Source organism: Mesorhizobium subarcticum, from assembly GCF_055456085.1.
In genome coordinates, this window is sequence record NZ_CM144237.1 from 4,547,960 (window position 1) to 4,560,916 (window position 12,957).

The following is a 12,957-nucleotide window of genomic DNA, read 5'->3' on the forward strand; positions in this document are numbered from 1 at the left end:
TCCTCCCGAATTGAAAGAAAAATCAGGCTGCCGTGGTCTCGTCGGCCGCCTTCGCCATGTCGACGAGCACCCAGCCTGGCCGATACGGATTGGGCCGGCGACCCGTCTCGCGATAACCGTAAGCGAGGTAGAGCGCGATGTTCCGTTCCATCTTCGCATTGGTGTAGAGCCGTATCTCCGGCAGGCTCCACAACAGCGTCTGTTGATCCGCGTGATTGAGCAGCGTTGCGCCAAAGCCCTTGCCCTGAAAGGCGGGCGACACCGCGACGGAAAAGATCATGGCGTGATCCTCATGCCGCTCCAGTGTCAGCGCTCCTGCAAGTTCGCCGCCGCTCTCCAGCAGCCAGACCTCGCCGCGCGCGATGCGCGGCGCATAGTCCTCGGTAACCGGGATCGGCGGCGCGTCAAGAATGGCTTTGTAGGGAGCGTAGGCCGCTTCGGTCAGCGCGACGATCGCGGCGAGATCTTCAGAGCGGGCAAGCCTCATGACTGACCCATTCCAGCAGCAGCGGCGATCACCTTTTCCATGCCGGCGGCAATGGCCACGACTGCGGCACGGCTGGCGTCGCCCAGGCGATGGCGCTCGGCGATCCAATTCGCGTCATTGTAGGAAAGCCAGACCTTGCCTTCCTCATCTTCCCAGGCCAGCGCCTTCACCGGCAAGTCGATGCCGGCAAGCTGCCTGTCCTGCATCAGCGGCGTACCACCTTTCGGGTTGCCGAAGAGCAGCAGCTCGGTCGGCCGCAGCGACGCGCCGACATCGCGCGCGCCGGCTGCATGATCGATGCGGGCAAACACAAGCAACCCCGCGCGCTTGACCGCCTCAGCCAGGCGATCGATGGTTTCGGTCACGCCAAAGCGGCTTTCGACCGTGATGAGGCCATCGCCAGCCATCACTCCGCCGCTTCGCGCTTACCTCCGGGGCGGCGCTCCAGCAGCTCCTTGAGGAACTGGCCGGTATAGCTGCGCTTTTCGCGCACGATCGTTTCCGGCGTGCCTTGGGCAACCAGTTCGCCACCACCGTCACCGCCTTCGGGGCCGAGATCGAGCACCCAGTCGGCAGTCTTGATCACTTCGAGATTGTGCTCGATGACGACCACCGTGTTGCCCTGGTCGACCAGTTCGTGCAGCACTTCCAAGAGCTTGGCGACGTCGTGGAAATGCAGGCCGGTGGTCGGTTCGTCCAGGATGTAAAGCGTCTTGCCGGTCGCCTTGCGCGACAGTTCCTTCGCCAGCTTGATACGCTGCGCTTCGCCGCCAGACAGTGTCGTCGCCTGCTGGCCGATATGGATGTAGCCGAGGCCCACCTGCTTCAGCGTGTCGAGCTTGTCGCGCACGCCGGGCACGGCGGCGAAGAAATCAACACCTTCCTCGACCGTCATGTCGAGCACGTCGGCGATCGACTTGCCCTTGAACAGTACGTCGAGCGTCTCTCTGTTGTAGCGCTTGCCGTGGCAGACATCGCAGGTAACGTAGACGTCGGGCAGGAAGTGCATCTCGATCTTGATGACGCCGTCGCCCTGGCAGGCTTCGCAGCGGCCGCCCTTGACGTTGAACGAGAAGCGTCCCGGCTGGTAACCGCGCGCCTTGGCTTCCGGCAGGCCCGCGAACCAGTCGCGGATCGGCGTGAAGGCGCCGGTGTAGGTGGCCGGGTTCGAACGCGGCGTGCGGCCGATCGGCGACTGGTCGATGTCGATCACCTTGTCGAGGAATTCGAGGCCCTCGATGCGGTCATGCTCGGCCGGATGCTCGCGCGAACCCATGATGCGGCGCGAGGCAGCCTTGAACAGCGTCTCGATCAGGAAGGTCGACTTGCCGCCGCCCGACACGCCGGTGACGGCGGTGAAGGTGCCAAGCGGGATTTCGGCGGTGACGTTCTTCAGATTGTTGCCGCGCGCGCCGACGACCTTCAGGCGCCGGCCCTTCTTCGCCTCACGCCGAACACCAGGTGTGGCCACTTCGAGCGCGCCCGACAGATATTTGCCGGTGATCGAATTGGGGTTGGCCATCACCTGCTGCGGCGTGCCCTGGGCAATGATCTCGCCGCCATGGATGCCGGCGGCCGGGCCCATGTCGACGACATAGTCGGCGTGCAGGATGGCGTCCTCATCGTGTTCGACGACGATCACCGTGTTGCCGATGTCGCGCAAATGCTTGAGCGTATCGAGCAGGCGCGCATTGTCTCGCTGATGCAGGCCGATCGACGGCTCGTCCAGCACATAGAGCACGCCGGTGAGGCCAGAGCCGATCTGCGATGCCAGCCGGATGCGCTGGCTTTCGCCGCCCGACAGCGTGCCGGAATTGCGCGACAGCGTCAGATAGTCGAGCCCGACATCGTTGAGGAAGCGCAGGCGCTCGCGGATTTCCTTGAGCACGCGCACCGCGATCTCGTTCTGCTGGGCGTTCAGGTGTGGCGGCAGGTCGGTGAACCACTGGTCGGCCTTGCGGATGGAAAGCTCGGTGACTTCGCCGATATGTTTTCCCGCGATTTTCACCGCCAGCGCTTCGGGCTTCAGCCTATAACCCTTGCACACCGGGCAAGGCGTCGCCGACATGAAGCGCTCGATCTCTTCGCGCATCCAGGCGGATTCGGTTTCCTTCCAGCGCCGCTCGAGATTGGGGATGACGCCTTCGAAGGTCTTGGTCGTCTTGTAGGAGCGCAGCCCGTCATCATACTGGAAGGTGACTTCGCGCTCGCCGGTGCCGCGCAGGATCGCGTCCTGGGCCTCTGTACTCAAATCCTTGAACTTGTCGCCGAGCTTGAAGTTGTAAGCCTTGCCCAATGCTTCGAGGGTCTGCACGTAATAGGGCGAAGTCGACTTCGCCCACGGGCTGACGGCGCCGTCACGCAACGACACGTTCTCGTCGGGCACGACGAGGTTGGGATCGATAGCGCGCTGGCTGCCGAGGCCGTCGCAGGTTGGGCAGGCGCCGAACGGGTTGTTGAAGGAGAACAGCCGCGGTTCGATCTCGGGAATGGTGAAGCCGGACACCGGGCAAGCAAATTTTTCCGAGAACAGGATGCGCTCATGCGTCTCGTTCTTCGACTTGTTGACGGAATCCTCGCCGGTCTGGCTGGAGTTCGAGCGGCTTGTCGGCGAACTCGGCCACCGCAAGGCCGTCGGCGAGCTTCAGCGCCGTTTCGATGGAATCTGCAAGCCTTGTCGCCAGATCGCCGCGCACGACGATGCGGTCCACGACGACGTCGAGATCATGTTTGTACTTCTTGTCCAGCGCCGGAACATCGGCGATCTCGTAAAAGACGCCATCGACCTTGACGCGCTGAAAACCCTTCTTCTGCAGTTCCAGCAATTCCTTGCGGTACTCGCCCTTACGGCCGCGCACCATCGGCGCCAGGATGAACAGGCGCGTGCCTTCCTCGACTGCCAGCACACGGTCGACCATCTGCGAAACCGTTTGGCTCTCGATCGGCAGGCCGGTGGCCGGCGAATAGGGGATGCCGACGCGCGCGAACAGCAGGCGCATATAGTCGTAGATCTCGGTGACGGTGCCGACCGTCGAGCGCGGGTTCTTCGATGTCGTCTTCTGTTCGATGGAAATGGCAGGCGATAGGCCGTCGATCTGGTCGACGTCAGGCTTCTGCATCATTTCGAGGAATTGCCGCGCATAGGCCGACAGGCTCTCGACATAGCGACGCTGGCCTTCGGCGTAGATGGTGTCGAAGGCGAGCGACGATTTGCCGGAGCCCGACAGACCGGTCATGACAATCAGGCTGTCACGCGGCAGGTCGAGATCGACGTTCTTCAGATTGTGTTCGCGCGCCCCGCGAATGGAAAGATATTTATGGTCGGCCATCGCCGGTCGCCGCCTCAAATCTGGATTCGTGGGATTGGCGGGTTTTTCCCGGCCATCCCCTATGTAGGTGTTTTTGCCGCCACGTCGAGAGACGCCACAATTCTCGACGAATTCGTTTAACCGTCTTTCGCGCGAGGGGGCAAGCGGAAAGAACAAAGGCTGAACGCGCTCCTGACAAAGCTGTGCAAAAACTGACTTGTACGTAACCTCCCGCAGATCACGTTTTTCAGTAACCGGCTATTGATGGTTGACGCCGCCGGCTGAGGGGAGCAGTCTACCGAAGTCAATCGAAGCCGGCCGTCTTTTGATGGCCTCGCCGCCCAGGGGGCGGTCTGCGAGACGCCGCAGGCATCTGCGAATTGTGCTTCGGGACGACAATGTCGCAACGGACAGAGGAGCGGAGCCATGACGCCACCTGACAGTCCCCCAAGGTTCCAGGTATCACTGGAGCCGCGGCAGGCATAAGTGCCAGGGCCGAGCGTTTGCGCCGCCCGGCAAACCGTGACCTGCCGTATCCCCCAAAAAATCAGAGACTGCTAGTCGGATCGTCGGCTGACGCCGCGAAGCATCCGAAATCAAACGCCGGCAGTACACTCCCGGCAAAAATGGATTTGATATCCAAAAAAGCCCCGTCCGTTTGCCTAGGCACGGCGGGGCCGTTTTTTTGGGGAGCCCGGGCTAACCGTGACGCGGTTAGCCTACCTTGGTGGTTTGATCCCGCCAGTGGCGACATCTAGGGTGATGCTGCCGCCGATCCTGACATCGGTGTTGCCTATCTTGAACGTGCCATCCCCGTTGCTGGGGAATGCGTCGTCGGGTTCCGCTACTGGGGCCGGCTTGGCGATGCGGTAGTCGCCGGTCACGCCGGGCAGGGCGCCTTTCTGCGCCGACGGCGAGGCGTCCTCGGCAAGTGCCGTGCCGGACACGAGGCCGGCAATGGCAAGCACTGCAACAGCGACAACACGGTGCGATGTTTTGGATGGGTTGGTCATTCCAGGATTATAGGGACGAGCCGCGGCCGGAACCAGACCGATATCGTCAAATCTTCGACAGCAGTCAGGAATCCGATCTGGGTTTGGCCTTAGGCCGCCTTTTTGCGCGTGTCAAAGACGTGGTCGACAATGCCCCATGCCTGGGCCTCGCGGGCGGTCATGAAATGGTCGCGGTCGAGCGTGCGTTCAACCTCTTCATAGCTGCGGCCGCAATGCTGCGCGTAGAGTTCGGCCATATGGCGTTTGGTCTTGCCAATGCGCTCGGCGTGGCGCTGAATGTCGGAGGCTTGGCCCTGGAAGCCGCCGAGCGGCTGATGCAGCAGGATGGTGGCGTTGGGCAGCGCGATGCGGCGGCCCGCTGTGCCGGCCATGAGCAGGAACGACCCCATCGACGCGGCAAACCCCATGCACACGGTCGACACAGGGCAACTGATATATTGCATCGTGTCGTAGATGGCGAAGCCGCTGGTCACCACGCCGCCCGGCGAGTTGATGTAGAGCGATATCTCCTTTTCGGGATTGTCCGACTCCAGCGACAAGAGCTGCGCGCAGACCAACGCCGAGATGTCATCATTGATCTCGCCATTGATGAAGATGATGCGCTCGCGCAGCAGTCGCGAGAAAATGTCGAAGGCGCGTTCGCCGCGGCTCGATTGCTCGATCACCATCGGCACCAGACTGGCAATACCGCTCATGTTTTGTCTCCGATTCCGTGTTCAGGCCGCGCGCAGCAGAAGGCACGGTGTGTTGGCGGCGATGGGCTTTCCAGTACCGCTCAAACCCAGCGAGAGCCGGCAGCCGGCGCCTGCCATGGCGACGGCGGGCATCGCTTTCTTGGCAAAACCGTCATGGACGACGCGCAGATGCGTGCCGCCGGAAACGGTGCGGGCGAGTGTGAAGGTGACGGTGCTGTCGAGCGGATCCTGCCCCTTGGCATCGCGTGGCTGCTCGCGCCAGGAATAGCGCAGCAGGCGCTCCGGCTCGGCGTCGAGGATTTCACATTCGATCGCGGTGTCCGGCCCGGCAAAGGTAAAATTGCTGCTGGTCTGAGGTTTTATGTCGTTCGGCATCATCCAGGCGGCAAGCAGTTCCGGCACGGTCAGCGCCCGCCATACCTTTTCCGGTGGTTCGGCGAGATCGTATTCGAACTCCAGCGCATCCTCGGCGATTTCGTCTTTGCTGTTCATTGATCCATGTCCTTCAAAACCGTCTTCAGCCTTTCGATGCGCTCCGGCCAGAAGGTCCGGTAGCGGTCGATCCAGGAGAGCAAGGGAGCAAGTCCCTGCGGATCGGCGCGATAATAGGCGTTGCGGCCGGCCCGCCGCTCGACCACCAGGCCGGCGCCACGCAGCACCGCCAGATGCTGCGAGACAGCTGGTTGCGATACCGTCAGGCCGCTGCGCAATTCCGACACGCTCATTTCGGCTGTGGCGAGACGCTCGAAGACGGCGCGGCGCGTCGGGTCGGCAAGGGCGCGGAAAATCTCTGCTTCGATCATGACAAAAGCATAAGTCGATACTTATCGATTTGGCAAGTGCTGTTTTGAAACCCATATGATGGCCTAGGCCGTTGCTGCCATTCCTTGACAATCAGTGGCTGTGCATATAGGAACGAAGAGGGAACAAAAACCTTGTGGGAAAAGCCAGCCTTAGCAGGCGGCGGCTGTCGGCAAGCTGTAAGGTGCTGCGACAAAATTTTGTTTCGGATGAGCGCGGAGAAAAATCATGGCGGGTAGCGTCAACAAGGTCATTCTGGTCGGCAATCTCGGCGCCGACCCTGAAATCCGCCGCCTGAACTCGGGCGAGCCGGTCGTCAACATCCGCATCGCCACGTCGGAAAGCTGGCGCGACAAGAATTCCGGCGAGCGCAAGGAAAAGACCGAGTGGCACAATGTCGTCATCTTCAATGAGGGCATCGCCAAGGTGGCCGAGCAGTATCTGAAGAAGGGCATGAAGGTCTATGTCGAGGGCCAGCTGCAGACCCGCAAATGGCAGGACCAGACCGGTGCCGACAAGTACACGACGGAAGTCGTGCTGCAGAAATTCCGCGGCGAGCTGCAGATGCTCGACGCGCGCGGCCAGGGCGAGGGCGGCCAGGTCGGCGGCTATGCCGGTGGCGGCAGCAGCCGTGGTTCCGATTTCGGCCAGTCCAGCCCAAGCGAGAGCTTCAACCGTGGCGGCGGCAGCGCTCCCAGGGGTGGCGGCGGTGGCGGTTCGTCGCGCGAGCTGGACGACGAAATCCCGTTCTGATCGAAGCAATACCAACGGCTGACATCGAGTGATCAATATGCCCCGAGGGTCCTGCATGGACTTTCGGGGTTTTGCGTTGTTGATTTGGAATCAAAGGACCGAAAGGACGAGTTCGATGAAGGCACGGGTGAAATGGGTCGAAGAGCGCACCTTCGTCGGCGAGTTCGGCAGCGGCCACAAGATCGTGCTGGGCACAGCCTCAAGCCCTGATGGCAAGACGCCGGGGCCAAGCCCGATGGAATTGGTGCTGATCGGCACCGGCAGCTGTTCGGCCTATGATGTCGTCCATATCCTCGAGAAGGGCCGCGAGGCGGTCGAAGACTGTGTGGTCGAGCTCGACGCCGACCGGGCCGAGACCGATCCAAAGGTGTTCACACGCATCCACATGCATTTCATCGTCAAGGGCCGGGCGCTGTCGCGCGACAAGGTCAAGCGGGCGATCGACCTGTCGATCGAAAAATACTGCTCGGCCTCCGCCATGATGGCCAAGACGGCTACGATCACGCATGATTTTGAAGTCATCGATACCGCGGCGAAGTAGGACGCGCTTTAGTTAGATCCCGGTGTCTTGGAATCTTGCGGCACAGAAACGGCGGCTGTGGAGTTTCGTAAAACGCGTGAAAGGCTGATTAACGCCAGATTGGTGTTGTCCCACGCCTTAGCATCATCCGCGCCGACCTTCTCGGCCGCTTGCAGCTTGTTGCGAAATTCGACCATGGCGCTGGCCACGTCGTTGCTTTCATCGACGAAGGGCAAATCAGCCCAGTAGAGCTGGTTGAAGCGGGCGCGCAGCTGTTTGCGGTCTGGATCAGCAAGTTGCGTCGGCTCGACGAGTTGCGAGGCGACCTTCAGTGTTTCGCGATAGAGCGCATCACGGGCTGCGGAAGACTGGATATAGGTCAACTCAGTTTTGGCCCATTGGCGCAGCTGATCGTCGTCCGTCATGTTGAGGATGATGTTGAGCTCGCGCACCCACACGTCAGGTTGCGCGGTGGTGGTAGCGGCAAGGTAGGATTTGAGCAGGTCGCGCCGGTCTTCCGAACGGGCTTTGAACTGTTCCAGCTGCAGCTTGCCTTCGTCAATGACATAGAAGGAGATAACAGCTCCGATGGCAATGATCAGCCATTTGATTATTTCGGAAAAGAATCGCCACCAGTCGAGACTAACCCGTTTGTCATCCAGGAGCATGGCATGCCTAGCCTGTTCTGTGGCGAACGAAGCATCAGACTGGTTGGACATTGGTTACTGATCCCGGCAGACGCCAAGAACCTTATCACGTCAGCTACCAAATCACATCAGCTAAAGACTAAATGTGATGCAATTCAAGGGAGAATCTTTCTAGCCAGCCATCAGCGCCTTGATGCCGTCGGCGACGAACTGCACGGCCAAGGCCGCCAGGATGACACCCAGCAGGCGGGTCAGGATCGAGCGGCCGGTCTGGCCGAGGATGCGGTCGATGCGCTCTGACAGCACGAACACCAGATAGGTGATGGCAAGGCAGACGAAGATGATGCCGACCAGTGCCGCTTGCGCGGCAAAACCCTGAAACGAGCCGGAGAGCAGTACCGTCGCCGAAATGGCGCCGGGACCGGCAATCAGCGGGATCGCCAGCGGGAAGGCGGCGATGTTGTGGATCATGTCCTTGGTGATGGCGACGTCGCCGATCTTCTCCTTGCGGTCCTGCCGGCGCTCGAACACCATTTCGAAGGCGATGAAGAACAGCAGAAATCCGCCGGCGACGCGGAAGGCCGGCAGGGTAATGCCGAACACCGACAGGATCGATGCGCCGGCAACCGCAAACAGCGCCATCACCAGGAAGCCGATGATCGAGGCACGAACAGAGACCTGCCGGCGCTCTTCGCGGTTCATGCCGCGTGTCACGGCGAGAAACAGCGGCGCCAGCCCGGGCGGATCAATGGTCACGAGAATGGTGACGAAGGCATTGAACAGGCTGTCGAAACTCGGCATCGCTGACCCTCCCGCCGGGCCTGGCCCGTACTCTGATATTGGTAGAGCAAAGCGGGAGCACTGAAAACAGGCTGTGGCGTGAAATGCCAGGCGCGCGAAGGATCGCTACCTATCATTCAAGCGACTTTTCGACGACTTATCGAGCTTCATTCACACGCCGCGCCAGGAACTCGACTTCGAGGTGCCAGTCCGCGCCGTCCTGCGAGCGCTCGCCGAGCCAGCGGAAGCTGTCTTCGGTGATCCGCGAAAAGCTCCAGCGCACCGAAGAGCCGGTGCCGTCGGCGCCAACCTGCACAATCGTGTCGCCCTCGGCGCGGCCGAGCTGGCGGCTGAAATACTGGTTGCGCGGATCGCTCCAGAAAATGTGCCAGGCGTCCGCGCCGGGATCGTACACCCGCAACGTCGTGCCATAGAAAGTCCATGGTCCCAGAGACGGCGAGGGGCCGGCGTCGCGAGCGGGCAGGATCCAGACGTCCTGGATGGCGCGGCCTTCCAGCACCCAGCCGAAATGCACCTCGCCACGCCCGGTCAGCACGGTGCCATCCTCGAGGTGGCGCGAGGCATCGAAGGTCCAGGCGCCGACGAAACGACCGTAAAGGTTCAGTTTTTCAACAAGCCCGCCGATCGGTCCAGGGCTGTGCAGGGCTTCGGCAAAGGGGTCGAACATGGCTGCGGTCTCTTCGTGTCAGGAGACCGCGAGGAGTAGGCGCTGATGGGGTTCAGGGCTTGGGAAAAATTGCTATATTTCAGCGATGACAGCGACGACCCGCACGCTCGCATCGGGACCCGGCTGGCACGTGGCGGATGTGATCTGCACGGCCGGCGTGGGCGACCGGCCATTCGAGGAAGCCCATCAGGATTTCTGCGTCGCGGCCGTGACCAGCGGCACGTTCCGTTACCGCGCGCAGCAAGGCACGGCGATGCTGGCGCCAGGCAGCCTGCTGCTCGGCAATTCCGGCACCTGCTATGAGTGCGGGCACGAGCATGGCCGCGGCGACCGTTGCCTCTCATTCCATTTCGAGCCGGCCTACATGGAGCGGATCGTCGCTGGCGTGCCGGGCGCCAGGACGCTCACCTTCGAGGCGCCGCGCCTGCCGCCTTTGCCGGCGCTGGCATCTCTGCTGGCCGAGTTCGAAGCCGCGCGCGAAACGGCCGACAAGGGTGCCTTCGAGGAACTCTCCTTGCGCATTGCCGCCGCCGCCGTGGCCACGGCTTCCGGCGCCTCGCCGGTCAGGCGCGCGCCGAGCCGCCGCGACCAGAAACGGGTGGCGGAAGCAGTGCGGCGGATCGAACTGGATGCCGACGGTCCGATTTCGCTGTCGGCACTGGCGGATGAGACGGCGACCAGTCCCTACCATTTCCTGCGCATCTTCCGGCAGGTTGCCGGGATGACGCCCTACCAGTTCCTGCTGAAAACCCGGCTACACCGGGCGGCAGTGCGGCTGCGCCTGTCGGACGATGCGGTCTCGGCCATCGCTTTCGAAGCCGGCTTCAACGACCTGTCGACTTTCAACCGCCGGTTTCGACGCGTCATGGGCGAGACGCCAGGCGACTATCGCGTCCGCCGATCAAGCGGTCCCGGTATGTGTGCGTCTCCGCTGGGGCAGGTTCAGTCCGACGTCGGTCCGCACCAACCCGGCAGGTAATCCGCATCCTTGCCCTTCGAGAGGCTCAAGGCTTGCTTCATCGCCTTGTCGAAGCTCTTGACCACGACATCCCTGGCGATGCGCCGGCGCAAAAAATCTGCCCAGATGAATTCGCTGAACGGCGTCGTGTCCTTGGCAAAACCGCCCATTCTGCGCAATTCGCCCGCCATGCTCCGGTAGGGATCGTCGAGCAGCTCGCCGATTGTCTTCGGTATTGCCGCGTAATCGCGGCGCTTGCCGTTCTCGTCGAACGGGTGCATCCAGCCTCTGTTGTCGAGCGCGAAAAGAAACGCGTCCTTGTCGAGCGCGGACAGGTCGCTGATCACGGTCACAAGCACGTCCTTGACGCCTTCCTCGAGCAGGGCGCGAGCGAGGTGATGGTGATCGGTGACGTAGTTGCGGTTTTTGGGACCCAATACGACCGGCACCATGTGTCTGCCGAGAAAAGCGCCGGTCTTCTTCTTGGCGTCCTGCGCCCGGATCATCTGGCGCTTCAGCGCAACTTCCCGCATGCCGACCGTTATCTGCGTCGGCCTCAGTTCGGCGACGGGAACCGGCGTGACACTGGGTTCTCGGGGGTCGATCATGGCGCTCCATCCTGCTCTTGCTGCTGCTGTGTCCCCGGACCAAGTGATTTGATCGCTGCATCGACACTGTGGAAGATCCGCTGCGGGCCGACGAGCTCGGCAATGCCGAACCGCGCCAAAGCCGCCTGGGCGCGCAGCGATTCCAGCCGGGCGATAGCGAAAATCGCGCCTGCCTTGCGGCAATGGGTGATGGTGTCTTTCAGGGCCTGCGCGGCGGTGTAATCGATTTCAACGATGTTGCTGGCCTCCAGTACGACCAGTTTCACGGTTTCGTTCCGGGCGTCGACAAGATCGCAGAGGCCGCGCTTGAAGCGGTCGGCGTTGACGAAGGAAAGCGGCGCCTGGAAGGCTGCCACCAGCACGCCGGAGAGTTGTTCACCAGCACCTGGCTTGCCCGGTGGCCACCACACTGAAGTTCCCGGCACCTGTTCGAGTTCGATCGGCAGCGTCCGGGTCGCGCTCCAGATCCCGTGCAGCAGCGACAGGCCGATGCCGACCGCCACGCCGGTCTCGATCGGCAACACGACGATCGCCGCCATGGTGATCAGGATCAGCACAAATTCGACAGGCGCCTGCCGGTAGACATTGGCGAACACCTTCCAGCGCAATATGTGCTGGGCAACGAACATCAAGACACCCGCAAGGGCGGCCTGCGGCACATCGGCGAGCAGACTGCCGCCAAAGGCGCCGAGCGCCAGCACGATGGCCGCGGCAATGAGACCTGACAGCTGCGAGCGGCCGCCCGACTGGGAGACGATGGCCGTGCGCGGCGGGCTGGCATTGACGGCGAAGGCGCCGAACAGGCCGGACGCGATGCTGCCGGCGCCGACACCGACGAAATCGCGATTGACGTCGGGGTCGCCCTGTTCCGGCACAAAGGAACGCGAGGTGGCCGCCGTCTGCACCATGACAACGATTGAAATCAGCAGCGCCAGTGGAACCAGTGCCTGCACATCGTCGAAGCTGGCAAGCGGCAGGCCCGGCTGCGGCAGGCCGTTGGGCAAGGCGCCAAGCACCTCGACGCCGCGACCCTTGAGGCCGAAGACGGCGACCGCTGTCGTGGCGAGCACCATGCCGATCAAGGCGCCGGGGATGCGGGCGCTGATGCGCTCGGCGCCGAACACGATTGCGAAAACGCCAAGGCCGAGCCCGAGGCTCCAGGGATTGGTGAGGTGGAGATTGCCGGCGATCTCGCCGACTCGTCGCAGCGTTTCTCCGCTCTCGGAAGGCAGGCCGAGAAGTCCGGGCATTTGCGAAACGATGATGTGGACGGCGATGCCAGCCAGGAAACCTGTCGTGACCGGTACCGACAACAGGTCGGCGATCCAGCCAAGGCGAAAGACACCGCTCAAGGTCACGATCAGCCCGACCATCAGCGCCAGCATGGCCGCCAGCGCCAGGTAATGCGGCGAACCCGCGGTGGCAAGCAGCGCCAGGCTGCCGGCAAACAGCGGCGTGATGGTCGAATCCGCGCCGGCCGAGAGGTGACGATTGGCGCCGAACAGGGCAAACGCCACCGAACCGGCAACAAATGCGAAGAAACCGACTTCGGGAGCAAAGCCACCGAGCCGGGCCGTTGCCATCTGCTCGGGAATGGCGATCGCGGCCAGCGTCAGGCCCGCGATCAGATCACCATTGATATCCGCGGGCTGCCAGCCGCTCAGCGCCCGCAAAGGCAGCCACTGGCTCCAATTCATGG

14 protein-coding genes and 1 pseudogene are annotated in these 12,957 nt (G+C 62.4%); 3 read left to right on the plus strand and 12 right to left on the minus strand.

Features of this window, described 5'->3' with window-relative positions:
- Positions 1-22: 22 nt before the first annotated feature.
- The 7 genes and pseudogenes from ACZYHG_RS22070 to ACZYHG_RS22100 form a co-directional block, all read right to left on the minus strand.
- Positions 23-487: a GNAT family N-acetyltransferase gene (locus tag ACZYHG_RS22070; RefSeq protein WP_464610375.1), complete on the minus strand. Its 465-nt coding sequence runs from the start codon at positions 485-487 to the stop codon at positions 23-25.
- The gene (locus tag ACZYHG_RS22075; RefSeq protein WP_464610376.1) at positions 484-894 is read right to left on the minus strand and encodes a DUF302 domain-containing protein; all 411 of its coding nucleotides are present in this window, start codon (positions 892-894) and stop codon (positions 484-486) included. The genes ACZYHG_RS22070 and ACZYHG_RS22075 overlap by 4 nt, the downstream gene beginning before the upstream one ends.
- A pseudogene (gene uvrA, locus ACZYHG_RS22080) lies at positions 894-3,816 on the minus strand (excinuclease ABC subunit UvrA). The gene ACZYHG_RS22075 and the pseudogene uvrA overlap by 1 nt, the downstream one beginning before the upstream one ends.
- A 698-nt stretch (positions 3,817-4,514) precedes the next feature.
- Positions 4,515-4,808: a hypothetical protein gene (locus ACZYHG_RS22085; RefSeq protein ID WP_464610377.1), complete on the minus strand. Its 294-nt coding sequence runs from the start codon at positions 4,806-4,808 to the stop codon at positions 4,515-4,517.
- A gap of 89 nt (positions 4,809-4,897) precedes the next feature.
- Entirely contained in the window at positions 4,898-5,503 is a 606-nt protein-coding gene (locus ACZYHG_RS22090) for an ATP-dependent Clp protease proteolytic subunit (protein ID WP_464610378.1), read from the minus strand.
- A gap of 21 nt (positions 5,504-5,524) precedes the next feature.
- Positions 5,525-5,995 (minus strand): SRPBCC family protein, encoded by a 471-nt coding sequence (locus ACZYHG_RS22095; protein ID WP_464610379.1) that lies wholly within the window; start codon positions 5,993-5,995, stop codon positions 5,525-5,527.
- On the minus strand, positions 5,992-6,306 hold the full coding sequence (locus ACZYHG_RS22100) for an ArsR/SmtB family transcription factor (protein WP_027051956.1): 315 nt from the start codon (positions 6,304-6,306) through the stop codon (positions 5,992-5,994). Before ACZYHG_RS22100 ends, ACZYHG_RS22095 begins: the two co-directional genes overlap by 4 nt.
- 226 nt (positions 6,307-6,532) lie before the next feature.
- Between ACZYHG_RS22100 and ACZYHG_RS22105 the strand changes: the two genes are divergently transcribed.
- The gene (locus tag ACZYHG_RS22105) at positions 6,533-7,057 is read left to right on the plus strand and encodes a single-stranded DNA-binding protein (protein ID WP_464610380.1); all 525 of its coding nucleotides are present in this window, start codon (positions 6,533-6,535) and stop codon (positions 7,055-7,057) included.
- A 115-nt stretch (positions 7,058-7,172) separates the two neighbouring features.
- A complete protein-coding gene (locus ACZYHG_RS22110; RefSeq protein WP_464610381.1) occupies positions 7,173-7,598 on the plus strand; it encodes an OsmC family protein in 426 nt (141 codons plus the stop codon).
- 8 nt (positions 7,599-7,606) lie between these two features.
- On the opposite strand, the gene ACZYHG_RS22115 is transcribed toward ACZYHG_RS22110, so the two are convergent.
- The 3 genes from ACZYHG_RS22115 to ACZYHG_RS22125 all read right to left on the minus strand — a co-directional run bounded on the left by ACZYHG_RS22115 (position 7,607) and on the right by ACZYHG_RS22125 (position 9,692).
- Entirely contained in the window at positions 7,607-8,296 is a 690-nt protein-coding gene (locus tag ACZYHG_RS22115; protein WP_464610382.1) for a hypothetical protein, read from the minus strand.
- Between the two features lie 99 nt (positions 8,297-8,395).
- Positions 8,396-9,025, minus strand: coding sequence for a MarC family protein (locus ACZYHG_RS22120; protein WP_027029106.1), 630 nt, complete (start codon positions 9,023-9,025; stop codon positions 8,396-8,398).
- 136 nt (positions 9,026-9,161) lie between these two features.
- A complete protein-coding gene (locus ACZYHG_RS22125) occupies positions 9,162-9,692 on the minus strand; it encodes a hypothetical protein (protein WP_464610383.1) in 531 nt (176 codons plus the stop codon).
- Between the two features lie 85 nt (positions 9,693-9,777).
- Between ACZYHG_RS22125 and ACZYHG_RS22130 the strand changes: the two genes are divergently transcribed.
- Positions 9,778-10,671, plus strand: a complete 894-nt coding sequence (locus tag ACZYHG_RS22130; RefSeq protein ID WP_464610384.1) for a helix-turn-helix transcriptional regulator — start codon at positions 9,778-9,780, stop codon at positions 10,669-10,671.
- On the opposite strand, the gene ACZYHG_RS22135 is transcribed toward ACZYHG_RS22130, so the two are convergent.
- Both ACZYHG_RS22135 and ACZYHG_RS22140 read right to left on the minus strand, forming a co-directional pair.
- The gene (locus ACZYHG_RS22135; RefSeq protein WP_464610385.1) at positions 10,635-11,258 is read right to left on the minus strand and encodes a ParB-like protein; all 624 of its coding nucleotides are present in this window, start codon (positions 11,256-11,258) and stop codon (positions 10,635-10,637) included. The two genes, ACZYHG_RS22130 and ACZYHG_RS22135, sit on opposite strands and share 37 nt — an antisense overlap.
- On the minus strand, positions 11,255-12,955 hold the full coding sequence (locus ACZYHG_RS22140; RefSeq protein ID WP_464614763.1) for a SulP family inorganic anion transporter: 1,701 nt from the start codon (positions 12,953-12,955) through the stop codon (positions 11,255-11,257). The genes ACZYHG_RS22135 and ACZYHG_RS22140 overlap by 4 nt, the downstream gene beginning before the upstream one ends.
- Between the last annotated feature and the right edge of the window lie 2 nt (positions 12,956-12,957).

Excerpts from the sequence above, each read along its gene's own strand:
- ACZYHG_RS22140 (WP_464614763.1), bottom strand. The coding sequence starts at position 12,955 with ATGAATTGGAGCCAGTGGCTGCCTTTGCGGGCGCTGAGCGGCTGGCAG.
- ACZYHG_RS22075 (WP_464610376.1), bottom strand. The coding sequence starts at position 894 with ATGGCTGGCGATGGCCTCATCACGGTCGAAAGCCGCTTTGGCGTGACC.
- ACZYHG_RS22070 (WP_464610375.1), bottom strand. The coding sequence starts at position 487 with ATGAGGCTTGCCCGCTCTGAAGATCTCGCCGCGATCGTCGCGCTGACC.
- ACZYHG_RS22110 (WP_464610381.1), top strand. The coding sequence starts at position 7,173 with ATGAAGGCACGGGTGAAATGGGTCGAAGAGCGCACCTTCGTCGGCGAG.
- ACZYHG_RS22125 (WP_464610383.1), bottom strand. The coding sequence starts at position 9,692 with ATGTTCGACCCCTTTGCCGAAGCCCTGCACAGCCCTGGACCGATCGGC.
- ACZYHG_RS22135 (WP_464610385.1), bottom strand. The coding sequence starts at position 11,258 with ATGATCGACCCCCGAGAACCCAGTGTCACGCCGGTTCCCGTCGCCGAA.
- ACZYHG_RS22090 (WP_464610378.1), bottom strand. The coding sequence starts at position 5,503 with ATGAGCGGTATTGCCAGTCTGGTGCCGATGGTGATCGAGCAATCGAGC.
- ACZYHG_RS22115 (WP_464610382.1), bottom strand. The coding sequence starts at position 8,296 with ATGTCCAACCAGTCTGATGCTTCGTTCGCCACAGAACAGGCTAGGCAT.
- ACZYHG_RS22095 (WP_464610379.1), bottom strand. The coding sequence starts at position 5,995 with ATGAACAGCAAAGACGAAATCGCCGAGGATGCGCTGGAGTTCGAATAC.
- ACZYHG_RS22120 (WP_027029106.1), bottom strand. The coding sequence starts at position 9,025 with ATGCCGAGTTTCGACAGCCTGTTCAATGCCTTCGTCACCATTCTCGTG.
- ACZYHG_RS22085 (WP_464610377.1), bottom strand. The coding sequence starts at position 4,808 with ATGACCAACCCATCCAAAACATCGCACCGTGTTGTCGCTGTTGCAGTG.
- ACZYHG_RS22130 (WP_464610384.1), top strand. The coding sequence starts at position 9,778 with ATGACAGCGACGACCCGCACGCTCGCATCGGGACCCGGCTGGCACGTG.
- ACZYHG_RS22105 (WP_464610380.1), top strand. The coding sequence starts at position 6,533 with ATGGCGGGTAGCGTCAACAAGGTCATTCTGGTCGGCAATCTCGGCGCC.
- ACZYHG_RS22100 (WP_027051956.1), bottom strand. The coding sequence starts at position 6,306 with ATGATCGAAGCAGAGATTTTCCGCGCCCTTGCCGACCCGACGCGCCGC.